The organism is Streptomyces sp. NPDC053069 (assembly GCF_044546895.1).
GTDB lineage: Bacteria > Actinomycetota > Actinomycetes > Streptomycetales > Streptomycetaceae > Streptomyces.
This window is the reverse complement of sequence record NZ_JBITZN010000007.1, coordinates 302,766-326,509: the sequence shown is the minus strand read 5'-3', so window position 1 is coordinate 326,509 and position 23,744 is coordinate 302,766. Positions and strand designations below refer to the sequence as shown.

Here is a 23,744-nt window from a genome sequence, read left to right as displayed (position 1 = left end):
CCATTGACGGAAACCGGCCTTCCTTTCGGGGTGCGGTCATTTCCCGGGGCGCAGGAAGGCGGACCAGCCGCCGTCCGGTTTCCGACCCACCTCCAGGGTGCGCAGTTTCGAGAGGATCCTGGGGTCCTGCGCGTCGAGCCAGTCCACGAACTGCCGGAAGGAGACCAGGCGCACGTCGTCCCAGCCGGCGATCTGCCGCAGGGCCTCCTCGGCCGCGTCCATGTAGATGCCGCCGTTCCACTGCTCGAAGTGGTTGCCGATGAACAGCGGCGCCCGGTTCGTCTCGTACGCCCGCTGGAACCCGGCCATATAGGCCTGTGCCGCCTGCGCGCGCCAGTAGGGGTAGTTGTAGGAGGGCGCGCGCGTCGAGTTCTTCGACTGGTTCGCCATCATGTTGTAGTCCATGGACAGCACCTCGAACCTGTGCCCGGGAAACGGGATGCTCTGCAGCGGCAGGTCCCACACGTCGCCCCGCTTCCTCGGCCAGCACTGCAGCCCGCCGGGTGAGGAGGCGTCGTAGCGCCAGCCCAGTTCCCGCACGACCGGCAGCAGGTTCCGCTGCCCGAGCAGACAGGGGGTGCGGCCGCCCACGAGTTCCTTGTCGTAGTCGAAGGGGAGCGGCGGGTCGTCGTGCCAACCGGTGTGCGACCGCCAGCACTTGACGAAGGTCCGAGCCTGTTCCACCTCCGAACGCCACTGCTCCGGCGTCCAGTTGGCCACCGACCCGGAACCGGCGCAGAAGTGCCCGTTGAAGTGTGTACCGATCTCGTGTCCGTCGAGCCAGGCCTGACGGATGTACTTCAGCGTCGCCTTGAGGTGTTCACCGGTGAGGTAGCCGATGTCGGAGGCGCCGACCGGGTTGTTCGGCGGATCGTAGAGATGCTTCTTCTCCTCCGGCAGGAGATAGAGGCCGGACAGGAAGAACGTCATGTGTGCGCCGTGGGCGCGGGCGAGCTCCAGGAAACGCGGGAACAGTCCGGTGCCCAGCTCGCCGGCGCCGTCCCAGGAGAACACCACGAACTGCGGCGGGGTCTGGCCGGGTTCGAGGGGCTCGGGCGGCGCCGGCTGGCGGGGCTGCCGTCCGGTGTACGCCGTGGAGCCGTCCCCGATCAGCCGGGGCGGCCCCTCCAGGGGTGCCGTACCGTCCTCGTCCGAGCGGCCTGCGCATCTGGCCAGCGAGGCGGCAGCCAGACCGATGCCGGCGCCGAGACCGAGGCGAGCCGCACTCCGGCGGCTGATTCCACTCATCGCCATCCCAACCCGCGCCCGGCCGCGACGCCTTGTGCGCCACCTCGGCCGACTCCCGACAGTTCGCACCATAGAGCCGATAAGTTTATAAAACGGCTAATTGGTGCGGTGTGGCGTGCAAGGGGGTGGCCAAGTGCCGCTCGTGTCACCCGGTCGGCCCTGCGGCGCCGGACATCGGACGGTCCGTGCCGGCGGACCCGCGAGACTCAGCGGAACGCGGCCGCGTTGCGTGCCGCCCACGCGGAGAAGGGCGCCGCGGGCCGGCCGAGCAAGCGCTCCACGTCACCGCCGACCGCCTGTTCCTCCGGGGTCGGAGCGCCGAGGACGGCGAGCGTGCCCTCGACGACGGCGGGCGGGATGAACCGGATCATCTCCGCGCGGGCTTCCTCGCGGCTCTGCTCCACGAACGTCACCGGTTCTTCGAGTGCGGCGGCGATGGCGGCGGCCCGCTGCCGTGGGGTGGTCGGCTCGGGACCGGTCAGCGTGTAGGTGGCGCCGTCGTGCCCGTCCCCGCGCAGTACGGCCGCCGCCACCGCGGCGACGTCGGCCGGGTCGACGAACGGCAGCGCCACATCGGCGAAGGGTGCCGCCGCGGTGCGGTACCGGCGCACCGGCTCCGCCCAGGCCAGTGCGTTCGAGGCCAGCCCGCCGGAGCGCAGCACGGTGAACGGCAGCCCCGATCGGGCCACGGCCGCCTCGAAACGCGCCGCGTGCGTGTACGCCTGTGGCCGCGTGCCCGCGCCCTGCGAGGACAACAGCACCACCTTCGCCAAGCCGGCGGCAGCGGCCCGGCGCAGGATGCCGGCCGGTTCCTCGCCGGCCACCAGCAGGAACAGCGCCTTGGCGCCCTCCAGTGCGGGAGCGAGGCTCTGCGGGTCACCGAGGTCGGCGGCGACGGCCCGGACACCCGGCGGTACGTCATCCGCCCCGATGCGCCGGGCGACGGCCGTCACCGTCTCCCCGGCCTCGACCAACGCGGCGACCAGGGCCCGCCCCACGTTCCCCGTGGCTCCCGTGACAACGATCATGGCGTTTCTCTCCTCGGTCGAGTGAGTTAGTTGACTAACTAAGACGGGACATTAGCCCGGAGCGGCCACCGTTGTCTATCCTCAGTCAGGTGACTGACTCAGAATCCGCGGCCACGGCCCGGGCGGCGCGACCCAGCCGTTCCAGCCGCGGCGACAAGCGCGAGCGCCTGGTGAAGGCGGCCGTCCAGGTCTTCCATGAGCAGGGTGTGGAGAAGACGACCCTCGGCGACATCGCCCGCACGGCCGAGGTGCCGCTCGGCAACGTCTACTACTACTTCAAGACCAAGGACCAGCTGGTCGAAGCCGCCGTGGACGCCCACTGCGAGCAACTCGACGCGCTCACGACCCGCTTGGACACCCTGCCGGATCCGGCCGCCCGGCTGAAGGCGCTCGTCGCCGGCTGGGTCGACCAGCGTGAGACCGCGGCCCGCTTCGGCTGTCCCTTCGGCACCCTCGCCACCGAGCTCGACAAGCGTGACGACGGCCTGGGCCAGTCCGCCGCGAAGGTCATGCGAGCCCTGCTCGCCTGGGCGGAGTCCCAGTTCGCCCAGCTCGGCCGCGCCGACGCCGCCGCGCTCGCCGTCGAACTCGTCGCCGCCTACCAGGGCATGTGCGTCCTCACCAACACGTTGCGCGACCCCGGTCTGATGGCCGCGCAGGGTGAACGGCTCCAGGCCTGGATCGACGGAATCGCGGGGCGGTAGCAGGCGCGAAGGCCGCGGGGCCTGCGAGCGGTGGTTTCCGGCACCCGTGACGGCACGGGCGCGGTCCGTGCGGTCGTTCCCCCTTTCACGCAGCCGTGCGCCGCTGTCCGGCCGCGACCGGCGCCACGGTGATGTGCTGGACGGCCCGGCTGAGCACCACCACGCCCACGACGATGAGCACGGCGCCGCACGCCTCCGGTACGAGCCACCAGCCCATGCGGATCCGCTCCCCGAACAGTGTCATGCCGAGCGTCAGGCTGATCACCGCGTCACCGATGGTCAGCGCGGGCTGCGCCGCGGCCAGCGGCCCGGCCTGGAGCGCGTTCTCCAGCAGGATCACGGCGGCGGCACCGGTGAGTGCGAAGCCGTACGTCTGCCAGGACCGCAGGAACGCCGCGAAGCCGTGGTCGGCGAAGGTGCCGGCGGCCGACTTCAGCAGGGCGGCGGTCAGCGCGTTGCCCGCGGCGGAAGCCGCCGCGAAGAGCGCGGCGCGGCGGGCCGGCGAGTGACCCCGGCCGGCGAGCAGAACGGCCGCGGCCATCCCGCCCAGGCACAGGCACAGGGCGGGAATCCAGCGGGTGAGCGGCGCGTAAGCGGTGGCGCCGTGCGGGGCGGCGGCGACGAGCAGGACGGCGAGGCCCACGACGCAGCCGCCCACCCCCCTCCAGCCGGATCGGGGCAGCCGCCTGTGCATCAGCGGGGCGGCGACGAGCAGCGCGAAGGGCAGCTCCAGGATGAAGAGCGGCTGGACCAGCGCGAGGGGGCCGTTGACCAGGGCCAGGCTCTGGAACAGGGCGGCGCAGACCACCCCGCACATGCCGATCACCCAGAAGGGCCGGCGCACCAGCTCCGCGAGCAGCCGCAGCCCGCCACGGCTGCTGTCGGACGCGGCCTTGCGCTGGAAGGCGGTGCCCACGGCGTTGCTCGCGGCTCCCGCGACGGCGAACGCCGCGGCCAGTTCGATCACGACCGTCTCCTGCCTGCGGGAGGCCTCCCGGAGGAGCTTCGGGTCCTTTCAGCCTACGGAAGGCGGCGGCAGGGCGCCGGGTCAGCTCAGGGTCAGGTCGTCGGCGTAGACCGCGCCCTGGCCGTACCAGCCGTGCGCATACACCGTGACCGTGCCCGAGGAGCCCGTCGTGAACGGCACCGTCAGCTTCGACCACGACGAGGACGAGGTCCAGGTACTGGCCGTTGCCCCGCCGCTGACGCCGAGGTAGGCGTACGGACCCTGCACCCAGCCGCTCAGGGTGTAGGAGGTGCCGGGCTTCAGGGTCAGGGTCTGCGCGCATCGGCCGGTCTGCGAGGCGGAGGGCGCGGTCCTCAGGGCGTGCGCCCCGCCGTGCGCGGGGGAGGAGACCACGGTGGCCCCGCTGTCGCAGGTCCACGGCGTGAGTGAGCCGGACTCGAAGTCACCGTTGGCGAGGACGGCCGTGCCGCCGGACCCCCTGACGGTCAGGGTCAGGGTGGAGCTGTGCCGGGTCGGGCCCGCGGCGCCGGTGACGGTCAGGGTGTAGGTGCCGGGTGGCGTGGTGGCACCGGTCTTCACGGTGAGGGTGGCGGCGCCGCCCGCGGTGACCGAGGACGGGCTCAGGGACGCGGTCGCCCCGCTCGGCGCGCCGCTCACCGTCAGACCGACCGTTTGCGCGCTGCCGGAGGTCACCGCGGTCCGCACCGTCACGGTCGCGGTTCCGCCGGGGTCGACCGAGGCGGTGGCGGGGGAGAGGGCCACGGAGAAGTCGTTCGCCGGCGGGGTCGTCGTACCGCTGCTGAAGGGCGCGAAGGTGTGGGTGAAGTACCAGGTGTCCTGGGAGATACCGGAGCACGTGTCGGAGGCGCCGGATCCGGGGCAGCCGCCGTTGTCCCGCTGGAGGGCCCAGAAGGAGAGGGTGTTGATGCCCTTGGCGACCGCCCAGTCGTAGACCGTGGGGGCGTCGGCGGTGGTGAAGGTCTCGGCCGGGCCGTAGTCGTCCACGCCGGGCATCTCGGTGACGCCGGCCATGTTCCACAGCTGGGCGTCCGACAGGTTCGGGTACAGCTCGGCCAGCTGGTCGTGCAGTCCGCTCGCGGCCGTCTCGGTGTCGGTGGCCATGTGGTGCGTGGCGCCGTCGTAGTAGTCGAAGGTCATGATGTTGACCACGTCGATCCTGGCACCCGCCTTCTTCGCGCTGCGCAGTACGGCGAGGCCGCTGTCGGCGAGTCCGGTCGTCGTGGTCGGCAGCGTGTACGAGAACTGCACCGAGCGGCCGTTCGCAGCGGCCCAGTCCTGGACCTTCTTGACGGCCTGGTTGCGGCGGTCGATGCCGGCGGTGTTCGTGAGGGAGTTGTCCTCGACGTCCATGTCGAGCCGGGAGACGTCGTAGGTGGTGATGATCTTCTCGTAGGCGGCGGCGATGGAGGCGGTGTTCGTGCAGCTGTCGGCGATCTCGGTGCCGCCGTTGTCGGCCGCGTAGCCGCCGAGGGAGGGGATCACGTCACCGCCGCGCGAGCGGATGGTGGCGAAGTCGGCGCCGAAGACGGAGGAGTCGACCGGCGTGGACGTGTCGCCGTTCCAGTAGGGGGTGCAGGAGCCCTTCTTGTCGGTCTGGAGGAAGGCCATGGTCAGGTACTTGGCGCCGGAGGCCTGGGCGAGCGCGGCGGGGCTGTCGCCGTTGTAGGCCTCGAAGTAGGGCGCGAAGACATGGGGGGGGCAGCGGGGTCGCCGCATGTGCGGTGCCCTGCGCTGCCAGGGTGAGCCCCGCCGAGGCGGCCAGGGTGACCAGGCCTGCGAGCAGGGCGCGTACGGGTCTCGGACGTGTCATCGGGTACTCCCGGTTGGCGAACGGCACTGTGCGGCCCGGCCATGGGCCATGGAGCTAGGCCATGATTGGTCTGGACCAAACGCCGGTCAAGGTGTGGGAGCCGCCTTTTGCATGTTCATGGCCAAATCAACGGGCCCGTGCACAGGGGGAGTTGGCCCGCTCAGGTGGCGCGCGTGCCACCTCCGCGGCGGATGCGGCCCAGGAGATCCCGGTGGTATGCCGCGAGTTGTCCGGCGGGCACCGGGGCCGGGCTGCCGGCGAGCGTGTACCAGGTGTCGCTGCCGGAGTGCTGGATGGCGACGCGCACACTGCGGCCGTCGGACAGCAGGATGGTCGCGACCGTCAGATCGCCGGTGATCACGCCGACCTCGTCGGTCATCGCTCCGCCGGGTCCGGCGGTGACCCGGTCGACGTACGTGTCGATGCTGGGCGGGTTGTTCATGGGCGCAGGTTTCCATCAACCCGGCCGGCAGGCCCCGCGCCGCGCAGGTGACGCCGTGCGCGTCCCCGTGTCGGGTGTGCGGCCGGGTCTCAGCCGAACAGGGGGAACCGGTCCGCCGCCGCCCCCAGGGCGGCCCGTTCGGCCTCGGTGAGCGCGGCCCGTCCGGTGCCCACGCGCGCGTAGTGCTCGTCGGTCCACTCCGGCAGGCCCGGTCGCCCGAGCAGACCGTCCAGCGTGACGCGTACCGCCGCCAGACCCTCCGGGGCCGGACCGGGCGCGTGCGGGAGACGGACCGTCAGGTCCAGGTGGTGGACGGTCGCCTCCACCGCGAGGGTGGTCAGCAGGTCCCCGGCGGTCAGGACGTGCCCCTGCGTGCCGACGTGCCGGGCGGGGTCGGCCGCCTCCGCCGCCTGCACGGCCGCCGCCAGCGTCTCCAGATACAGGCCCTGCAGCTGACGGAAGTCGAGGAACATGCTGCCGTTCACTCGTACCCACCGCCGGCCGTTCGCGGCCCCGACGGTGTCCGGCCGCCAGTCCCGCCAGTAGGACACGGCGTCCCGGTCCACCGGCTCGTGCGCCGGCGTGTGCAGGGCCACGAGCGCGCGCTGGGCGTCCGCCAGACAGTGGAAGACGAGATCACGGACCGCCCAGCCGGTACAGCCGGTCGGCAGCCACGACTCCTCGTCACCCAGGTCCGCGACGACCGCCGAGGCCGCCTCGTACGCCGCGCGCACCGCTCGTGCCGGGTCGACGCCGTTCTCCGTACTCATGCACCCCCCTGTCCGTGCGCCGTACAGGCTCTCACACCCGGCTCGACGTCGCCGTGTCCGCGGACAGCCGCTGGGCGACGTAGATCGGGAGCACCGACAGCAGCACGAGCACTGCGGCCACGACGTTCACCACCGGCGCCTGCTGGGGTCGCGTCATGTTGTCGAAGATCCAGATCGGCAGGGTCTCGATGCCGGGTCCCGCGGTGAACGTGGTGACCACGATCTCGTCGAAGGAGAGGGCGAAGGCGAGCAGAGCGCCCGCCAGCAGTGCGGAGCGGACGAGCGGGAAGGTGACGTCGGCGAAGGCCCGGAAGGTCGTCGCGCCGAGGTCCATGGCTGCCTCCTCGTACGAGGCGGCCGTACGGCGCAGGCGCGCGACCACGTTGTTGAAGACCATCACGATGCAGAACGTGGCATGGCCGACGATCACCGTGAACAGCCCGAGACCCACGCCGAGCGGCGCCAGAACCGTACTGAAGGCCGAGTTGAGGGCGATGCCGGTGACGATGCCGGGCAGCGCGATCGGCAGGACCACGATGAACGACACCGTGTCGCGGCCGAAGAAGCGGTGCCGGGCCACGGCGAACGCGATGAGCGTACCGAGCACCACCGCGATCGCGGTGGCCCCGAGACCCGCCTTCACCGAGACCCACAGCGCCTGCCGGGCACCGGAGCTGTGCCCGGCCGCCGACCACCAGCGCCACGTCAGCCCCGACGGCGGCCAGCTCGCGCTGCGGTCGGGATTGAGGGAGTTGACGAGGACGAGCAGCAGCGGGACGTAGACCACCGCGAAACCGAGCCCGGCGCCGGTGCGCAGGGCGATGCGCGCGGTGCGGCTGAGATGCATGGCGCTTCTCTCCTCCAGGTCCTACAGGCTGTCGAGGGCGCCCGTACGGCGGATCGCCAGCAGGTACAGGACGATCACGACGACGGGGACGGTGCCGAGCGCCGCGGCCATGGGCAGGTTGAGCTCGATGTTGGAGTACACGAGGTTGCCGATCAGCTGCGTCTTGCCGCCGACGATCTGCACGGTGATGTAGTCGCCGAGGCTGAGCGAGAAGGTGAACACCGAGCCGGCCGCGACCGACGGCAGCACCATCGGCAGCACCACCGAGCGGAAGGTCCGCCCGGCCCGCGCCCCGAGGTCGGCCGAGGCGTCGAGCAGGTCGGCCGGAAGTTGTTCGAGGGCCGTGTGGATCGGCAGGATCATGTAGGGCAGCCACAGGTAGGTCAGCGTGAGGACGGTGGCCGGCAGGCCGAAGCCGGGGCCGCTCAGCCCGAACGGGGCGAGCATCCAGTCGGCGAGGCCGCCCCGGGACAGGATGAGCCGCCAGGCGTACACCTTGACCAGGTAACTCGCCCACAGCGGGGTGAGGATGGCCACCACCAGGAGCGGGCGCCACCTGGGCCCGGCCACGCGCGCGGTGTAGAAGGCCACCGGGAAGGCGATCACCGCGCACAGCACGGTCACCGCGAGTGCGACTCCGGCACTGCGCAGGATCACCTGGCGGAAGACGGGCGTGGTGAACAGCTCGTGGAAGTTGTCCGTCGACCAGACCTTCACCACCTGCGAGGTGAAGGAGTTCGTGGTCCAGAACGCGGAGACGAACAGGACCGCGAGGGAGCCGAGATAGAGGACGGCGAGCCACAGCAGCGGGGCGGTGAGCAGGAGGGTCAGCCGCAGCCGGGGTCTGCGGTGCAGCGCCCCCGCGGTCCGGGTCAGCAGGGCCATGCCTCAGCCCTTGATCTCGGTCCAGGCCTGCACCCACTTCGCGTACGGCACGCACTTCACGTCCTTGCGGCCGTCGAGGCACTGCTCGATGGGCGTGTTCCAGAAGGCGATCTTCTTCCAGTAGTTCTCGTCGGCCGCGTGGTAGACCGTGCAGAAGTTCTTGTCGCTGGTCTCTGCGCACGCCCTGGAGTTGGCCGGGGCCTCGCCGAAGTACTCGGCGACCTGGGCGTTGACCTTGGGCGACACGATCCAGTCCAGCCACTTGTAGGCGCAGTTGGGGTGCTTGGCCCTGCTGTACACCATCCAGGTGTCGGACCAGCCGGTGGAACCCTCCTTCGGCACCAGCGCCTTGACCTTCGCGCCCTCGGAGGCGGCGAGGTTGGCGATGACCTGCCAGGTGGTGCCGACCACCGAGTCGCCGCTCTTGAAGGCGGAGACCTCCTTGAGGTAGTCGCTCCAGTACTCCCCGACGTTCTTGTTCTGCTGCTTGAGCAGGGCCACGGCCGCGTCGAACTGCTTCTGGTCGAGCGCGTACGGGTCCTTGATCTTCAGCTCCGGCTTGGTGGCCTTGAGGTAGAGGGCCGCGTCGGCGATGTAGATCGGCGAGTCGTAGGCGGTGACATGACCCTTGTAGGTCGAGGCGCCGTCGAAGACGGCGGCCCAGGAGGTGGGCGCGGGCCTGACCTTCTCGGTGTTGTACATCAGCAGGTTGGCGCCCCGGCCGTGCGGGATGCCGTACATCCGGCCCTTGACCGAGTTCCAGCCGCCGTTCTTCAGCCCGGCGAAGACGTCCTTGTAGTTCGGGACCAGGGCGGTGTTCACCGGGGCCGCGTCGCCGGAGGCGATCAGGCGCAGAGAGGCGTCACCGGAGGCGGAGACGGCGTCGTACTCGCCGGTCTTCATCAGCTTGACCATCTCGTCCGAGCTGGCGGCGACCTTCGAGTGGACCTGACAGCCCGTCTGTTTCTCGAAGCCGCCGACCCAGTTCGCCTTCGGGTCGTCGGAGCCGTCCTCGACATAGCCGGCCCAGGCGATCAGGTTGACCTGGCCCTCCGTCTTGCCGAGCTTCGTCGGGGCCTTGAGGTCGGGTGGGTTGAGGCCGGTCGCGGACGAACTGCCCGAGCCGGAGGAGTCACAGGCGGCGGCGAGCAGCAGCGCGGCGGCGCAGGCCGCGACGCGCAGGGTTCGGGTGGGACGCACGGTGTTCTCCAGGGGGACGTTGAAGGCGGGGGAGAGGTCAGGAGGGCAGCCGGACGGCGTGCCGGCGGTGCCAGGTCAGGCGGACCCGGGTGCCGCGGTAGGCGGCGGCGTCCTCGGAGGAGGTCTCCAGGTTCTGCTGGAGCGCGGTGAGCCGGCCGCCGCCGTCGAGGTCGACCAGGAAGCGCGTGGCGTCGCCGAGGTAGACGACCTCGGCGACGGTTCCGGTGGCGGTTGCGTGCTGCGGCTCGTCCGCCTCTGCGGACTCCTTCAGGACGCGGATCTTCTCAGGCCGGATGTTGTACGTGCCCGGCGTACCGACGATCCGGTGGGCCGCCTCCCCGTCGAGGAGGTTCGAGGTGCCGACGAAGGAGGCGACGAAAGGGGTCGCCGGGCGCTCGTATATCTCCGCGGGCGTGCCGATCTGGGCGATACGGCCCTGTTCGAAGACGGCGATGCGGTCGCTCATCGTCAGGGCCTCCTCCTGGTCGTGGGTGACGAAGACGAAGGTGATCCCGACCTCCCGCTGGATCGCCTTCAGCTCGACCTGCATCTGCTCGCGCAGCTTCAGGTCCAGGGCGCCGAGAGGCTCGTCCAGGAGCAGCACCCGGGGCCGGCCGACGAGCGCGCGGGCAAGGGCGACGCGCTGGCGCTGTCCGCCGGAGAGCTGGGCCGGGCGTCGCTGGCCGTAGCCCTCCAGGCGGACCTCGGCGAGGGCCTTGCGGGCGCGGACGAGACGTTCGGCCTTGGGTACTCCGCGGACCTTCAGGCCGTAGGCGACGTTCTGCTCGACCGTCATGTGCGGGAAGAGGGCGTAGTCCTGGAAGACCGTGTGCACGTCCCGCTCGAACGGGGCGAGGCCGGTGACCTCCTGGCCGGCGAGTTCGATCCGGCCCCGGTCCGGTGTCTCGAACCCTGCGACGAGCCGGAGGACGGTGGTCTTCCCGGAGCCGGAGGGGCCCAGCATCGAGAAGAACTCGCCGTCCCGGATCTCCAGGTCGACCCCGGCCACGGCGGTCGTCCCACCGAACGACTTCCGCAGGTCCTGCAGCCGGATCGCAATTCCCTCCATGGGGGAACCTTTCTGGCGCGCTGTACGTTGAACCGCTTGACCGCAAACATATGAAGTCATAGTTCTAAGCTCAAGGTCCCCTTAAGGTAAAGCTTGAGTCAATGCACGAGGTGGTGACCGTGAAGCAGCAGGAGACGGACAGCCGCGCCCGCAGGGCCGTCTTCAGCCCGGTGGACAACCGGGCCCGCGTGGACGCGGTCGTACGCCGCCTCGCCGACGCCATCGAACTGGGCCTCCTCGCCGACGGCGAGCAACTCCCCGGCGAGAGCGAGCTCGCCGGACAGCTCGGTGTCTCCACGGTCACGCTGCGCGAGGCGCTCATGGCCCTGCGGCAACAGGGCCTGGTCACCACCCGCCGGGGCCGCGGCGGCGGCAGCTTCGTCTCCCTCCCCGAAGTCCCCGCCGACGACCGGCTGAGGGCCCGGCTGCGTGGCTGGAGCACCGAGGAGCTGCGCGACCTGGGCGACCACTGGGCCGCCCTGTCCGGTGCCGCCGCCCGCCTCGCCGCGCAGCGCACCGAGCCCGAGGACCTCCGTCAACTCCGCCGCACCGTGGAGGAGCTGACACGGGCCGAGGATGCGGCGGCACGCAGCCGGCTGTACGGCCGCTTCCACGTCGAACTCGCGGCAGCCGCCCAGTCCGCGCGGCTCACCCGCGAACAGGTCGCTCTGCAGAGCGAGATCGGCGCACTGCTCTGCCTGGTTCTCGCCGACGACGCATATCGTGAAGAAGTTGCGGACCGTCACCGCAGCGTCATCTCGGCCGTGCAGGATGGGGGCCAAGAAACGGCCGGCACGCTGGCCGAGCGGTGTGTCAGGGAGTCGACGGCGCGGCTCGTCGCCGTACGTCTCACCCTCTGACCGCGCCGCGTCCGGTTCCCGTCCGCTGGAGGACACCATGGGCGTCAGGCCCGGGCTCGCCACCCTCGACACGGAGACGGAGACCTGGGTGGCCGCGCAGGTCGGCGCTGCGCTGGAAGCCGTCTTCGAGACCGTCGCCGCCACCCGCGCCGACACCGAGGCCCTGCTCCACCGGGTGGCCGCGCAGGGCCGGCGGCCCGCCAGCGCCGACCTCGCCGCCCTGCGCCCCGGCCTGCATCTGCACCTGACCCGCGAGGAACTGGTCTCCGGCGTCGGTTTCGTCGCGGCCCCCGGCCTGCTGGCCGACGTGCCCGCCTGGCTGGAGTGGTGGCAGTCGGGCACGGACGGTGACGTCCGACCGCTCCTGCTCGACCTCGATCCCGGTCAGTCGGCGTACTCCGACTACACGCACTGGGACTGGTTCGCGCTGCCCCGCGACACCGGGCGCCGGGCGGTGGCCGGACCCTACGTCGACTATCTCTGCTCCGACGAGTACAGCCTGACCCTGTCCGAACCGGTGCTGGTGCAGGGCCGGTTCGCCGGGGTGGCCGCCGCAGACGTCTACCTCCGCCACTTCGAGGCGGCCGTACTCCCCCTCCTGCGGCGCCTTCCGCGCCCCGCCCACCTGGTCAACGCCCGCGGCCGGGTCGCCGCCTCCGCCGACGCCGCCCACCTGGCCGGCTCCCTCACCAAGGGCCCCGACTTCGCCGAACTGCTCGGCACGGCACGCCCCGGCACGTACGAGGACCTACGCCTGGTGCCGTGCCGGGGGGTGCCCCTTGTGCTGGTGCTCGTCTGACGAGCCAGTGGGCTCAGTCGCGCTTCCGGTCCCGGTACGGTATGCGGGCCAGCTCGTGGATCTCGCCGACCGTGCCCCACTCGTTGCCGCCCAGCCGGGACAGCGGCCGGAGCCGGCCGATGTCGGGCCGGCCCTCCACCAGTACGTCCTCGTGGACGGCGGCGTGCACGACCTGACCGAACACCACCGTGGAATCGCCCAGGCGCAGGGTCGAGTGCAGTGTGCATTCGAGGGCGACCGGAGACGCGGCCACCCGCGGCGGCCGCACCCGCAGCGACGGCTCCCGCTCGATGCCCACGGCGTCGAACTCACCCCGGTCGCGGGGGAAGTCGGTCGCGGTCGCGTTGATCTCGGCGGAAAGCGGCTCCGGGGCGAAGTTCACGACGAACTCCCCGGTCTCCTCCGCATTGCGCAGCGAGTCCTTCCGGCCCACCGACGTGAACTGGACGACCGGCGGATCGGTGCAGGCAACGGTGAAGAAGGAGTGCGGGGCCAGGTTCGCCGTCTCGCCGTCCGGAGCGAGGGTCGACACCCAGGCGATCGGCCGCGGAACGACGACGGCCGTGAGCAGACGGTAGAACGCTCCGGCGCCCATGGACTCGGGTGAGTAGTCGACGCGCATGACAGCACGCTAAGCGGTACCGCCGACAGCCGTGCCACCACCCCCACTGTTGATCAGCAACGGGGCACCGCCCTAGGGTGCGAGGGCAGCCGCACAAGGAGCTCGATACCCATCAGCCCCCAGCCCACCCCTCGCCCACGCGCCGCACTCGCTCTCGGCCGGGGACTCGGCGCCGTACCCGCCCCCGGGCTCGTCCTCGGCGGCATCCTCGGCCTGCAGGGCGGAGCCGCGCTGACGACCCGTCTCTACCCCGCGGTGGGACCGGCCGGCGTGGTGACCCTGCGGCTGGTCCTCGCCGCGCTGGTCCTCACCGCCGTGGGGCGGCCCCGGATCCGCGGCGACCGGACCGGCCTCGGCATCGCGGCCGTGGCGGGCACGCTGCTCGCCGTGCACCATCTCGCGTACTACGAGGCGGTCGCCCGGCTGCCGCTGGGCGCCGCCACCACCCTGGAGTTCCTCGGCCCCTTCGCCATCGCCCTGTGCGGCTCCCGCCGCGCCCCCGACCTGCTGTGGGCAGGCCTCGCCGCCACCGGCGTCCTCCTGCTCAGCCACTCCGGTAGCGCCCTGGACGCCACCGGCATCGCCTGCGCCACCCTGGCCGGTTGCTGCTGGGGCGGGTACATCCTGGCCGGCAAACGGCTGGCCGGACACGACCCCGGCGGCAACGGCCTGGCGCTCGCCGTCACCTGGGGTGCGCTGCTCAGCCTTCCCTACGGCATCACGCAGGCGGGCACCCGCCTGCTGGACCCGGGCACGCTCGCCGTGGCCGCGGCGGTCGCCGTCCTGTCCAGCGTGGTGCCCTACACCTTCCAGCTGGAAGCCCTGCGCCGCCTCACACCGCGCGTCTTCGGCGTCCTCACCAGCCTGGAACCCGCGGTCGGAGCCCTGATCGGCCTGGTCCTCCTCGGCCAGCACCTGGCCGTGGCCCAGTGGGCGGGGGTGGCGGCGGTGGGGCTCGCTTCGGTGGGGGCGACGCGTGCGGAGGGGCGGGCAGGAAGGGCGCGCGCCGCTCACGAAGGGGCCGCGACTGCCGCTCGGACCGAGGCCGCCACCCGTGAGAGTCAGGACGCGACTGCACCGTGAGGCTCGCCCACGGCTTCCGCCGCGACGCCGGTCACCTCGGTCCGTCCATGCCCTACCGTGACCGGCATGAGCCTGTCGGGAGAGAGCTGCCGGAGCTATCGGTATGTCGGTCCCGAGGACCTGAGGGCCGCGGCCCGGCCGGGGGACACCGGCACCGGCATCCGCACGGCGGGTGAGTTCGTGGACTGGGCCGCGACCCGTACCCGTGCGGAACTGGCCGAACCCTTCACCTTCGTCATCAGTGGGGACGGCGTCCTGCTACTGGCCCCGCGCCGGTCCGAGCACGTCGCCTGCGCGGGCGGTGAGCCGGTGCTGAGCGCGGGAGAGATCAGCTTTCGCGAGGACGCCGGCCGCTGGACGGCACACGAGGTGAGCAACCAGTCGACCGGCTACTGTCCGGACACCGACTCGTGGCCGGCCGTGGCCCAGGCGCTGGAGCGGGCCGGGCTCGGCCACCCCGGTTCCTTCACCCATGAGGTGATCTTCCGCCGCTGCGGCGTCTGCGGGCAGCACAACATCGTGCGGGACGGCCACTTCGTCTGTGTCTTCTGCGATGCCGACCTCCCCGAGCGGTGGAACATCGAGCCCTGAGGCCTGCCAGGGTCACCGGCCGGGCAGCGGTCGGACCGTGAGGGTTTGCTCGGCCCGTCCCACCGGGCCGTGGATGTCGTGCAGGACGCTGCTGGTGAGCCCCAGGCCGGTGGGGCCGAAGACGACCGTGGTGTCCAGACCGGCCCAACGGTCCTCCGGCCGGCGGTGCAGATGGATCGTCAGGTCGACGTTGCGGAACATCCACTCGGTCGGCGGCCGGCGTACGGCGATGCCGTTGGCCGTGTCGACCAGCGCGACGTAGGACGCGACCGGGCTGCTCGGCTCGCCGGCGACGAGGTCGAGGTCCGTGGTGATCCAGGCCGTGGCGCGGCCCGGCTCCGGGGCATGGACCGGACGGATGTCGACGGACGCGCAGTGACCCCCGGGCCACACGGAGGCCAGCGACTGGCCGGCGAGGCCGTACGGCAGGGGCATGCGGGCGTCGGCGCCGCCGGCTACCGTGCTGGTGTCCACCTCGGTGAGCAGCCAGGCGCGGGCCCGCACGACCGGCCGGTCCGCGATGCGCACGACCGCTTCGAGCAGTTCGATGGTGCGGCCCGGCCGGATCGACTCCACCTGTATCTCGCACTCGTCCAGGGCGAGCCGCCCCAGGATGTCGAAGCTGATCCGTGACAGGAGCAGTCCGCTCGGCGGGCGCTCGGCACGGTACTGGTCGATCGCGTGGACCACGAGTCCGGCCAGCGGGCTGAAGTGCTGTTCGGCGGGGTCCCATGCGCCGCTCGCGTGCGGCGTGGCGGTGTGCGCGTCGGCGGTCCGTCACCGGGTTGATGTCTGCGCGGGCACCTCGTCGACGACGGACGACTCGACCGGCTGGACCAGGCGTTCACCCGGGATCACACCGCCGAACGGGCCGAGCCGGCCCGGGCGTTGAACACCGTGCTCACCCGCTGAGCCCGCTCAGTCCACCGGCCAGGTGTGGACGGGCGCGTTGAGGTGCATGTAGTCGATGTACAGCTGGGTCATCCGGCGCAGCGCCTCGTGCCGGCCCGCGTGCGCGGTGGCGTCGAGGTGGTGGAACATCTCCTTCTGCCACACGGCGCCGTTGCGTGCCGTGACACAGCGCTGCTCGATGACGCCGAGCAGCGGCTCCCGCCACGCCTCGTCCATGCCGGAGTGCTCCAGGCCCCGGTGCGCCAGCGGCAGCAGCCGCCGCAGGACCAGTTCCGGCACCGGCACCTCGCCCATCCCGGGCCAGTACAGCAGGGCGTCGATGCCGTGCCGGGCGGCGGTGTGCAGATTGTCCTCGGCGGCCGCGAACGACATCCGCGACCACACCGGCCGGTCCTCCTCCACCAGGGCGCGGGTGAGGCCGTAGTAGAAGGCACCGTTGGCGAGGGTGTCGGCGACGGTCGGTCCGGCGGGCAGCACCCGGTTCTCCACCCGGATGTGCGGTACGTCGTGCGAGACGGCGTACACCGGGCGGTTCCAGCGGTAGATCGTGCCGTTGTGCAGGGTCAGTTCGCCCAGTTCGGGGGTGTCTCCGCGGTCCAGCGTCTCCACCGGGTCCTGCTCGTCGCACAGCGGGAGGAGCGCGGGGAAGTAGCGCAGGTTCTCCTCGAAGAGGTCGAAGACGCTGTTGATCCACCGCTCGCCGAACCACACCCGGGGCCGTACGCCCTGCACCTTGATCTCCTCCGGCCGGGTGTCCGTGGCCTGCTCGAACAGCGGGATGCGGGTCTCGTGCCACAGCTCCTTGCCGAACAGGAACGGCGAGTTCGCCGCCAGCGCGACCTGGACCCCGCAGATGGCCTGCGCCGCGTTCCAGTAACCGGCGAACTCCTCCGGAGACACCTGGAGATGGAACTGCGTGCTCGTGCACGCGGCCTCCGGGGTGATGGTGTCCGCGTAGGTGCGCAGCCGGTCCACGCCGTCCACCTCGATGCGCAGGTCCTCGCCCCTGGCCGCGAAGATCTGGTCGTTGAGCAGCTGGTAACGCGGGTTCTCCGACAGGGTTTCCTCGCCGATGTCCTCCTGGCGCAGGGTGGGCAGGATACCGATCATGATCAGCCGGGTGCCGATCGATCGGGCCCGCTCGTCGGCGTGGTTCAGCGCGGCGCGGATCTCCGACTCCCACGCGTCGGGACCACCCGCGATCAGCCGCCGGGGCGGGACGTTGATCTCCAGGTTGAACCGGCCCAGCTCGGTGGACCAGGCAGGGTCCGAGATCGCCTTCAGCGCATCGGTGTTGCGCATCGCCGGCTCGGCGTCCTCGCCCACCAGGTTCAGCTCGATCTCCAGGCCGACCTGCGGCCGCTCGGACTCGAACCGTGACTCGCGCAGCATCTGCGCCAGCGCGTCGAGGCACTCGTGCATCTTGATCCGGTACCGGCGGCGGTCCTCGCGGGTGAAGACGAGCGCCGGGACGTCACGTCCCATCGGCCCTCCAGGATTCCCCTCGTCGCAGACCTCTCCCCCCAGAGTCGCACCATCACGCGAGCCTCACCAAGCGTGGCCCGCGTCTGCCCGGCGCGGATTCCCGCGCCCACGACCGACCGGACGTGCCGGCGTTGTGGCACCGACGGGCACAAGTGCCCCAGCCCCCACCGCACGGGCACGCCCGTCGCCTCCCCGACGGCACCCGCCGGACGCTGTTCGCGTACGAGGGCGGCGCACGTCTTCTCGCGCAGCAGCCGACGGCCGTCGGGGAGTCCGCCGCATGATCGCGGCGCCGACGGCCGCCTCACCGAAGGGCCCGGCCACGCAGGTGCCCGGACGGCTCCGGGTGGTCGTGCGAACCGGGCGACGGGGGCAGCGGCCGTGGCGGTCCCCGCGCAGGGCGCCTGCACCACCGGGGCGCGGGCGGGCCACCGAGGGCCGAGGTCAGTCCGAGCAGCGCGGTCACCTCCGTGCGCGGGAAGACGGCGAAGGCGGTGGTGCTGCCGGGGCGTACGACGATCTTCGCGACCAGCAGAGACACGGCATGGCCGAGTCAGGCCGCCCGCTGCCCCGGAACCGCCGCCGCCCCGCCCTCGCCGCCGGCCGCACGGTGAGCGAGGCCCGGCCGTCCCGGAGAACCCCGGCAGATGGTTCCGCACCAGGCCGTCCGGGGCCCAGCGGACCCAGTCGACCCAGCGGACCCAGCAGACCCGGCTCCCAGGCTCGGGCGAAGGCGAGCGTGGCCGGCAGCTCGGACGCCGAACCACGGCATCGCCGAGCCCGCCGTCAGGGAAACGCCCGGCTACTCCTCACCGAGCGCGACGTCCATGACGGTCCGGCATGACGGTCCGGCCGGCCGGCAACACCTTCACCTGCACCCCCGCACAGGCGCCGGCTTCGACCGCTTCCTCGGCGACAGCGCGGGTGTCCGACGTGGACTCCGTCCCGATGCCGCCGAGTGCGTGAACGCCCCTACCCGCGGAGCCGGTTGCCGAGACGACCGGCTGCCGGGACGGGATCGTGGTGGCTCCGGGCGGCGGAGATTGCGAAGATGGATCCATGACCATGTCCCACGGCGCTCGCCGGCCCACGATCGCCGACGTCGCCGCCGCCGCGTCGGTGTCGCGGACCACCGTGTCCCACGCCCTCAACGGCATCGGCAAGGTCGACCCGCGGACCCGCGAACGCATCAAGAAGATCGCCGCCGAGCTGGGGTACCGGCCCAACCTGCGCGCCCAGCGGCTGCGCCGGGGGCAGGCCAAGGCCATCGCGCTGGCGTCCTCGATGCCGTTCGCGGTGGCCGGCGGCCCCTCACGGCTCGGCTTCTACATGGAGGTGGCCGCCGCAGCGGCCGAGCGGGCCCTCGTCCACGACTACGCCCTCGTGCTGATCCCGCCCGTGCAGTCCGGATCCGCGCTGTACTCCGTGGACATCGACGGCGCGATCGTGGTCGAGCCCGAGGCGGACGACGCGGCCGTGGCCCAACTGCGCGAGCGCGGACTGCCGTACGTCGCCCTGGGCCGGCCCACCGCGCCCGACGACGACGCCCCCTACGTGGACCTGCACGGCGGCAGGGTGGTCGAACTGCTCCTCGACCATCTGCGTGACCAGGGCGCCCGCAATCCGGCGCTCATCGTCGGCGCGGGCACCCGTCACTCCTCGGTCGACGCCCGCGCGGCCTACGAACGGATCGCCGCCGCACACGGCCGGCCGCCGATCGTCGCGACCGCCCCGGAGGACGGCGGCGAGCAGGCGGGATACGACCGGTGCGCCGCGCTGATCGCCGAGCACCCCGGCATCGATGCGCTGTGCGTGCTGGTCGACGCCTTCGCCGTCGGCGCCGTACGGGCCCTGCGGGAGGCGGGACGCCGTATCCCCGATGACGTCATGGTCGTCACCCGGTACGACGGTCTGCGCGCCCGCACCTGCGAACCGCCGCTCACCGCCGTCGACTTGGGCCTGGAGCGGGCCGCCGCGGACGCGGTGGAACTGCTGCTCGCCCGGCTGGGCGCGCGACCGGCCACCGGCACGGCCGGGCCGACGGGGACCGGGGGCGAGCCGCCCTCCGCCGCACCCCGGCTCGTGCTGCGCGCCTCGTCGTTGCGCCGCCCGCCGACCGAGACCGGCGGGACGCCCCCGGGGACGGCGTAGACAGGGGCCGTCCGGCAGCAGGATCGAACGGGGCCCGTCCGGCACCGGGGCACGACGGCGCGCGTCCGGCACCGGGGCACGGCGGGGTGCGTCCGGCAGCGGAGTGTCACGTCCCCGCCATCAGCACCACCCCCGACACCAGGGCGAAGACAAGGACGAAGGCACGCATCCGCTGCGCGTCGACACGCCGGTGCACGAGCCGGCTCAGCCAGGCCCCCGCGGCGAGCGCCGGCAGCAGCAGGAGTGCCCAGCCCATGTCCGCCGCACGTCCCCGCCCGGTGACGAACAGCAGGAGGAGCGAGGCGACTTCGCCCACCAGGAAGCAGGCGGCGACGGTCGCCCGCAGCTCGCCCGGCGGCCGGTGCTGGTAGACGAGGGCGAGGGGCGGGCCGCCCACCCCGGTGGCGGTCTCGGTCAGCCCGGTGACGACCCCGGCGCCCACATAGGCTCCGCGCCCGGGTACGAACGACGGCACGACGAGGCTCACCACGGCCGCCAGCACCGTCGCCGCGCCGACGACGGCTCCGAGCGCGCCCTGCGGGATCGCCCACAGCAGCGCCAGCCCCGCCGGTGTCGCCGTCAGCCGGGCCGCCGTGATCCACCGGGCGCCGCGCAGATCGAGACTGTGCCGCTCGCGCCAGGCGACGTGCAGGTTGAGCGGGATCATCGCGGTCAGCACGAACACCGGCAGCAGTGCCGGATCGACGAGGCCCGCGACAGGCGCGACGATCAGCGCGAACCCGAGGCCGCTCGTGCCCTGCACGAACGCCGCCGCCGCGACGGTCAGCGCCAGTACCGCCAGAGTGCCGGCGTTCATCGCAGCGCGCCGGAGCGGGGCGTCGGGAGGACGGAGCCGTGCGGATGCCCAGGGGGCGGTGGGACGGTGGGCGTGCCCCCGGCCGTGAACGGGCTGGGCGGCGACGCGGCGGCGTCCGGTGCCGCCGCTCGCTGCCGCGCGGTCACCGATGTCGGATGGGCCCGTGTCACCCCGGCGCGCCGTACCACGCGCGGGCCCAGTTCGGCGGCCCGTCGGACCAGTGCCGGTCCGTCCCAGTCCGGCGGCCAGCCGTGCCACAGGCGCAGCCGGCCGGCGACGAACACGGCGGTGAGCTGGTCCCGGTTGCCGTGCCGGACCAGCTCCCACGGCAGGTCCCAGGACGGCTGCAGCTCCGGCCCCCCGACGTCGACCAGGAGGAAGTCCGCCGCGGCACCGGGCGCGATGCGTCCCGTGTGCCGGCCCAGTCCGACCGCGTCCGCGCCGCCCGCCGTGGCCCGCTCCCACCACGTCCAGCCGGCGCCGCAGGAGGAGTCGCCGCTGGCCAGGCCGTAGGTGAGCCGCTGAGCGAACTCCGCCGCGTCCGTCAGCCGGAAACCGTCCCCGCGTGTCCCGTCGGTGCCCAGACCGAACCGGATGCCGCGCTCGGCGAAGGTGGTGGCGGGGGCGACGGCGTTGCCCTTCCACGCGCTGGCGACCGGGTTGTAGCTCACCGCCGTGCCGCTGTCCGCGAGCAGTGTGACCTCGGCCGGGGTGAGCAGCGTGGCGTGCGCGGCGAGCAACTGCGGGCCCAGCGCGCCCACCTGGTGCAGATACTCCAGGGGCCGCAGCCCGTACCGGACCAGGGAGCGCTCGACCGCGACGAGGTGTTCGTTCACGTGGATCTGTACGACCGTGCCCGCGTCGGCGGCTAGCCGCGCCGTCGCCGCGAGCGTGGGTGCGGTCGCGGCCTCCGGCACGGAGACGGCGAGCGAGGGATGGACCAGGTCGTCGGCGGCGTAGCGCGCGAGGTGCTGCTCGGCGGCGGCGAGCACGGCCCGCGGATCCGTGTCGTCACCGGTGCCGTCCGAGGCGTCGTTGCAGATCAGCCCCAGCACGCAGCGGATGCCCGCGTCACGTGCGGCCGAGGCCACGACGTCCACGTCCACGGTGGCCCGGGTTCCCGACTCGGCGACCGTCGTGAAACCGCCCCGCAGGGACTCCAGTGCCGCCAGTTTCGCGGCCACGTACGCCGACTCCTCGTCCAGGGCGCGCTCCAGCGGCACCCACACCCGGCGGAAGATCTCCGACGGCTCCCCGAAGGCGAGGGCGCCGCCGAAGCTCTGCGTCAGATGGTGGTGGGCGTCGACGAAACCCGGCATCAGCACGTGCCCGGGCAGCCGGAGGGGGGTCAGCGACGGGTGCCCCCGGATGATCCGCTCGACGGGGCCGACATCGCGGAACACGCCGTCCCGCACGACCACGGCGTGCAGTTCCAGCGGGCCGTCGGGGGTGAGCGTCATGTCGGGGACCAGCAGCAGCGCGTCCTGGCGGAGCCGGTCGGGGGTCAGGTCGGTCATGCTTCTCCGTTGTTCGAGAGGGGGAGGGAGCTGTGCGGAACGTCAGACACGGGCGGTCGGACCCGGCGCCTCGGCCGGCACGGCGGCGGTGGTGTCCGTGGGGTGCCGCCCCAGATGGTGGAAGACGACGTTGAGGACGGCGGCGACGAGGGCGCCCACCGCGACCCCGTTCTCCAGCAGGATCCGCACGCCGGACGGGAACCCGGTGTACACACCGGGCACCAGGATCGGCAGCAGGCCCAGCGCGAGCGCGACGGCGCAGGTCATCGTGGCCGTGTGGTCCTCCAGCCGGGCGCGGCCGAGCATCTGCACACCCAGTACGGTGATCACCGCGAAGACGACCATCGCGGCGCCCCCGACCACGGCCGACGGCATCACGCTGATCGCCCGCGCGACGGGCGTCACAAAGCCGAGGACGACGAGAACGACGCCCGCGGCGGCCGTGACATACCGGCTGCGCACGCCGGTGACCCGGACGATGCCGATGTTCTCCCCGCTGGTCACCATCAGCGGCAGCCCGAAACAGGCGCCGAGCAGTGAGGTCAGGGCGTCCCCGCGGACGGTGCGCGGCACGTCGGTCCGTACGTCGATGTCCTTGCCGACCGCCTCCGCGTTGATGACGGTCTGCCCGGTCGCCTCCGCCATGGACGCGAGGCTGTACAGCAGCAGCGGCAGCGCGGCGAGCAGGTCGAAGACTGGTGTACCGAACGGCAACGGACGTGGCACACCCACCAGTTGGCCCGACAGGGCGGCGCCCGGGTGGACCTGCCCGAGGGCGCAGGCAAGGGCCGTGCCGGCCACGAGGCCGAGCAGTACGGCGAGTTGACGCAGGACCCCGCGCAGCAGCCGGGTGAAGACGACGATTAGGGCGATGGTGGCGAAGGCCGGCCCGAGGCGGGCCGGATCGGCGAAGCCCGGAGTGCCGGGCTGCCCGGTGACCAGCAGCGCGCCGACCTTCACCAGGTTGACCCCGACGATCACGATCATCGTGCCGATGACCAGCGGCGGGAAGAATCTCAGCAGGCGCGTGAACAGCGGCAGCACCAGGAAGGTGAAGGCGGCGGTGAGGAGCACCGCGCCGGTCGCCGTGCGCAGCCCGTGCTGCTGCGCGATCGACAGGAACAGGATCAGAGGCGCTCCGCCCGGCAGCATCACGAACGGCAGCCGTGGCCCGAACTTCCAGGGTCCGAGGGACTGCACGAGCGAGCCGATCCCGGACAGCAGCAGGGCCGCGGAGAGCAGGTTGACGGTGATGCCCGGACTGAGCCGGAGGGTGGCACTCATCAGGAAGATCGCGGAGATCGGTGTGGCCGCCATGACGAGGACGTGCTGCACACCGAAGAGCAGGATCCGTCCGAGGGGGCGGGACTCGTCGACGGGATGTACGGGACTGGACACGCGCGGGCTCCGTTCGGCTCGCTCGGCTCAGGCCGCGACGATCCGGCCGGGACGGCGGCCAAATCGATTTGGCCAATCGATTTGGCCGCCAGTATGGAGTCGTCGGTGGGGGATCGGTCAAGGGGTCGCGCGGTCGGCCTCAGGACCCACGGTGCAGGGACGCGCGGTTCGCCCGCACACAGGAGGGGGCTTGCCGGTTCGAGGGGCACGGCTTGGACGCCGTCCTGTGTCGCGCGGCGCTCCTCTCGGCGACCGTCGCCTCTCCCTGTCAACTACCGGGTGCGCGCGGGTGGTTCCCGGCCTCCGGGCGGCTGGCCCAACGGTCATGCCGGAGCTCTTGACCAAGTGCCGCTCACGCCGCGGCCCAGGGCGGTCCGTTCCCCCGCCTTCGGCGTCCAGGACACCCGAGGCGGTGGCGGTAGGAGACGCCGGCGGTGCAGCGAGCCGGGGAACGCGGGTGCCGTTGCTCAGCCGGGGCGGCCCACGGCACCGGTGTGCCATACGGGCGCGTCACCCGG

21 protein-coding genes and 2 pseudogenes are annotated in these 23,744 nt (G+C 72.3%); 6 read left to right on the top strand and 17 right to left on the bottom strand.

Annotated features, from left to right (window positions below; genetic code table 11):
- Nucleotides 1–36: 36 nt before the first annotated feature.
- Both ACIGXP_RS18835 and ACIGXP_RS18830 read right to left on the bottom strand, forming a co-directional pair.
- Nucleotides 37–1,248 (bottom strand): hypothetical protein, encoded by a 1,212-nt coding sequence (locus ACIGXP_RS18835; RefSeq protein ID WP_399769591.1) that lies wholly within the window; start codon nt 1,246–1,248, stop codon nt 37–39.
- Nucleotides 1,249–1,454: 206 nt separating this feature from the next.
- Nucleotides 1,455–2,276: an SDR family oxidoreductase gene (locus tag ACIGXP_RS18830; protein ID WP_399769589.1), complete on the bottom strand. Its 822-nt coding sequence runs from the start codon at nt 2,274–2,276 to the stop codon at nt 1,455–1,457.
- A gap of 89 nt (nt 2,277–2,365) precedes the next feature.
- On the opposite strand from ACIGXP_RS18830, the gene ACIGXP_RS18825 reads away from it, so the two are divergent.
- Nucleotides 2,366–2,980, top strand: a complete 615-nt coding sequence (locus ACIGXP_RS18825) for a TetR/AcrR family transcriptional regulator (RefSeq protein WP_399769587.1) — start codon at nt 2,366–2,368, stop codon at nt 2,978–2,980.
- Nucleotides 2,981–3,065: 85 nt separating this feature from the next.
- Here the strand turns inward: ACIGXP_RS18825 and ACIGXP_RS18820 are convergent, their stop codons facing one another.
- The 8 genes and pseudogenes from ACIGXP_RS18820 to ACIGXP_RS18785 form a co-directional block, all read right to left on the bottom strand.
- Entirely contained in the window at nt 3,066–3,947 is an 882-nt protein-coding gene (locus tag ACIGXP_RS18820; RefSeq protein ID WP_399769585.1) for a DMT family transporter, read from the bottom strand.
- A gap of 81 nt (nt 3,948–4,028) precedes the next feature.
- Nucleotides 4,029–5,778 (bottom strand): annotated as a pseudogene (locus ACIGXP_RS18815) (carbohydrate binding domain-containing protein).
- Between the two features lie 160 nt (nt 5,779–5,938).
- Nucleotides 5,939–6,220 carry a hypothetical protein gene (locus ACIGXP_RS18810; protein ID WP_399769583.1) on the bottom strand — a complete coding sequence of 94 codons (282 nt, stop codon included), beginning with the start codon at nt 6,218–6,220 and terminating at the stop codon, nt 5,939–5,941.
- Nucleotides 6,221–6,309: 89 nt separating this feature from the next.
- Nucleotides 6,310–6,990 carry a maleylpyruvate isomerase N-terminal domain-containing protein gene (locus tag ACIGXP_RS18805; RefSeq protein WP_399769581.1) on the bottom strand — a complete coding sequence of 227 codons (681 nt, stop codon included), beginning with the start codon at nt 6,988–6,990 and terminating at the stop codon, nt 6,310–6,312.
- A gap of 31 nt (nt 6,991–7,021) precedes the next feature.
- On the bottom strand, nt 7,022–7,837 hold the full coding sequence (locus ACIGXP_RS18800) for an ABC transporter permease (RefSeq protein WP_399769579.1): 816 nt from the start codon (nt 7,835–7,837) through the stop codon (nt 7,022–7,024).
- A 21-nt stretch (nt 7,838–7,858) separates the two neighbouring features.
- On the bottom strand, nt 7,859–8,722 hold the full coding sequence (locus ACIGXP_RS18795; RefSeq protein ID WP_399769577.1) for an ABC transporter permease: 864 nt from the start codon (nt 8,720–8,722) through the stop codon (nt 7,859–7,861).
- 3 nt (nt 8,723–8,725) lie between these two features.
- Nucleotides 8,726–9,922 carry an ABC transporter substrate-binding protein gene (locus ACIGXP_RS18790; RefSeq protein WP_399769575.1) on the bottom strand — a complete coding sequence of 399 codons (1,197 nt, stop codon included), beginning with the start codon at nt 9,920–9,922 and terminating at the stop codon, nt 8,726–8,728.
- Nucleotides 9,923–9,959: 37 nt separating this feature from the next.
- Nucleotides 9,960–10,991, bottom strand: coding sequence for an ABC transporter ATP-binding protein (locus ACIGXP_RS18785; protein ID WP_399769573.1), 1,032 nt, complete (start codon nt 10,989–10,991; stop codon nt 9,960–9,962).
- Nucleotides 10,992–11,092: 101 nt separating this feature from the next.
- On the opposite strand from ACIGXP_RS18785, the gene ACIGXP_RS18780 reads away from it, so the two are divergent.
- Together ACIGXP_RS18780 and ACIGXP_RS18775 are read left to right on the top strand one after the other, a co-directional pair.
- On the top strand, nt 11,093–11,851 hold the full coding sequence (locus ACIGXP_RS18780) for a GntR family transcriptional regulator (RefSeq protein WP_363219673.1): 759 nt from the start codon (nt 11,093–11,095) through the stop codon (nt 11,849–11,851).
- Nucleotides 11,852–11,888: 37 nt separating this feature from the next.
- The gene (locus ACIGXP_RS18775) at nt 11,889–12,650 is read left to right on the top strand and encodes a cache domain-containing protein (protein WP_399769570.1); all 762 of its coding nucleotides are present in this window, start codon (nt 11,889–11,891) and stop codon (nt 12,648–12,650) included.
- A 13-nt stretch (nt 12,651–12,663) separates the two neighbouring features.
- On the opposite strand, the gene ACIGXP_RS18770 is transcribed toward ACIGXP_RS18775, so the two are convergent.
- On the bottom strand, nt 12,664–13,272 hold the full coding sequence (locus ACIGXP_RS18770; protein WP_399769568.1) for a flavin reductase family protein: 609 nt from the start codon (nt 13,270–13,272) through the stop codon (nt 12,664–12,666).
- Between the two features lie 270 nt (nt 13,273–13,542).
- On the opposite strand from ACIGXP_RS18770, the gene ACIGXP_RS18765 reads away from it, so the two are divergent.
- Together ACIGXP_RS18765 and ACIGXP_RS18760 are read left to right on the top strand one after the other, a co-directional pair.
- Complete coding sequence (locus tag ACIGXP_RS18765; RefSeq protein WP_399769566.1) at nt 13,543–14,355, top strand: EamA family transporter; 813 nt, start codon at nt 13,543–13,545, stop codon at nt 14,353–14,355.
- Nucleotides 14,356–14,421: 66 nt separating this feature from the next.
- Entirely contained in the window at nt 14,422–14,946 is a 525-nt protein-coding gene (locus tag ACIGXP_RS18760; protein ID WP_399769564.1) for a hypothetical protein, read from the top strand.
- 12 nt (nt 14,947–14,958) lie between these two features.
- On the opposite strand, the pseudogene ACIGXP_RS18755 reads toward ACIGXP_RS18760, so the two are convergent.
- The 3 genes and pseudogenes from ACIGXP_RS18755 to ACIGXP_RS18745 all read right to left on the bottom strand — a co-directional run.
- Nucleotides 14,959–15,699: pseudogene (locus ACIGXP_RS18755) on the bottom strand (thioesterase family protein); the annotation flags it as partial.
- 165 nt (nt 15,700–15,864) lie between these two features.
- Entirely contained in the window at nt 15,865–17,343 is a 1,479-nt protein-coding gene (locus ACIGXP_RS18750; protein ID WP_399769562.1) for a glutamate-cysteine ligase family protein, read from the bottom strand.
- A gap of 304 nt (nt 17,344–17,647) precedes the next feature.
- Nucleotides 17,648–17,884, bottom strand: coding sequence for a hypothetical protein (locus tag ACIGXP_RS18745; protein WP_399769560.1), 237 nt, complete (start codon nt 17,882–17,884; stop codon nt 17,648–17,650).
- A gap of 518 nt (nt 17,885–18,402) precedes the next feature.
- Here ACIGXP_RS18745 and ACIGXP_RS18740 point away from each other — a divergent pair.
- Nucleotides 18,403–19,494 (top strand): substrate-binding domain-containing protein, encoded by a 1,092-nt coding sequence (locus tag ACIGXP_RS18740; RefSeq protein WP_363219680.1) that lies wholly within the window; start codon nt 18,403–18,405, stop codon nt 19,492–19,494.
- Between the two features lie 106 nt (nt 19,495–19,600).
- Here ACIGXP_RS18740 and ACIGXP_RS18735 read toward each other — a convergent pair whose 3' ends face one another.
- From ACIGXP_RS18735 to ACIGXP_RS18725, 3 genes are read right to left on the bottom strand one after another with little or no spacing between them, the layout of a single operon-like run.
- Nucleotides 19,601–20,311: a sulfite exporter TauE/SafE family protein gene (locus tag ACIGXP_RS18735; RefSeq protein WP_399769557.1), complete on the bottom strand. Its 711-nt coding sequence runs from the start codon at nt 20,309–20,311 to the stop codon at nt 19,601–19,603.
- Nucleotides 20,308–21,828 (bottom strand): amidohydrolase family protein, encoded by a 1,521-nt coding sequence (locus tag ACIGXP_RS18730; RefSeq protein ID WP_399769555.1) that lies wholly within the window; start codon nt 21,826–21,828, stop codon nt 20,308–20,310. The genes ACIGXP_RS18735 and ACIGXP_RS18730 overlap by 4 nt, the downstream gene beginning before the upstream one ends.
- Before the next feature lie 42 nt (nt 21,829–21,870).
- Nucleotides 21,871–23,226: a uracil-xanthine permease family protein gene (locus ACIGXP_RS18725; protein ID WP_399769553.1), complete on the bottom strand. Its 1,356-nt coding sequence runs from the start codon at nt 23,224–23,226 to the stop codon at nt 21,871–21,873.
- Between the last annotated feature and the right edge of the window lie 518 nt (nt 23,227–23,744).

Coding starts and splice junctions, on each gene's coding strand:
- ACIGXP_RS18835 (WP_399769591.1), bottom strand. CDS start 1,248: ATGAGTGGAATCAGCCGCCGGAGTGCGGCTCGCCTCGGTCTCGGCGCC.
- ACIGXP_RS18830 (WP_399769589.1), bottom strand. CDS start 2,276: ATGATCGTTGTCACGGGAGCCACGGGGAACGTGGGGCGGGCCCTGGTC.
- ACIGXP_RS18810 (WP_399769583.1), bottom strand. CDS start 6,220: ATGAACAACCCGCCCAGCATCGACACGTACGTCGACCGGGTCACCGCC.
- ACIGXP_RS18805 (WP_399769581.1), bottom strand. CDS start 6,990: ATGAGTACGGAGAACGGCGTCGACCCGGCACGAGCGGTGCGCGCGGCG.
- ACIGXP_RS18800 (WP_399769579.1), bottom strand. CDS start 7,837: ATGCATCTCAGCCGCACCGCGCGCATCGCCCTGCGCACCGGCGCCGGG.
- ACIGXP_RS18795 (WP_399769577.1), bottom strand. CDS start 8,722: ATGGCCCTGCTGACCCGGACCGCGGGGGCGCTGCACCGCAGACCCCGG.
- ACIGXP_RS18785 (WP_399769573.1), bottom strand. CDS start 10,991: ATGGAGGGAATTGCGATCCGGCTGCAGGACCTGCGGAAGTCGTTCGGT.
- ACIGXP_RS18780 (WP_363219673.1), top strand. CDS start 11,093: ATGCACGAGGTGGTGACCGTGAAGCAGCAGGAGACGGACAGCCGCGCC.
- ACIGXP_RS18775 (WP_399769570.1), top strand. CDS start 11,889: ATGGGCGTCAGGCCCGGGCTCGCCACCCTCGACACGGAGACGGAGACC.
- ACIGXP_RS18770 (WP_399769568.1), bottom strand. CDS start 13,272: ATGCGCGTCGACTACTCACCCGAGTCCATGGGCGCCGGAGCGTTCTAC.
- ACIGXP_RS18760 (WP_399769564.1), top strand. CDS start 14,422: ATGAGCCTGTCGGGAGAGAGCTGCCGGAGCTATCGGTATGTCGGTCCC.
- ACIGXP_RS18750 (WP_399769562.1), bottom strand. CDS start 17,343: ATGGGACGTGACGTCCCGGCGCTCGTCTTCACCCGCGAGGACCGCCGC.
- ACIGXP_RS18740 (WP_363219680.1), top strand. CDS start 18,403: ATGACCATGTCCCACGGCGCTCGCCGGCCCACGATCGCCGACGTCGCC.
- ACIGXP_RS18735 (WP_399769557.1), bottom strand. CDS start 20,311: ATGAACGCCGGCACTCTGGCGGTACTGGCGCTGACCGTCGCGGCGGCG.
- ACIGXP_RS18730 (WP_399769555.1), bottom strand. CDS start 21,828: ATGACCGACCTGACCCCCGACCGGCTCCGCCAGGACGCGCTGCTGCTG.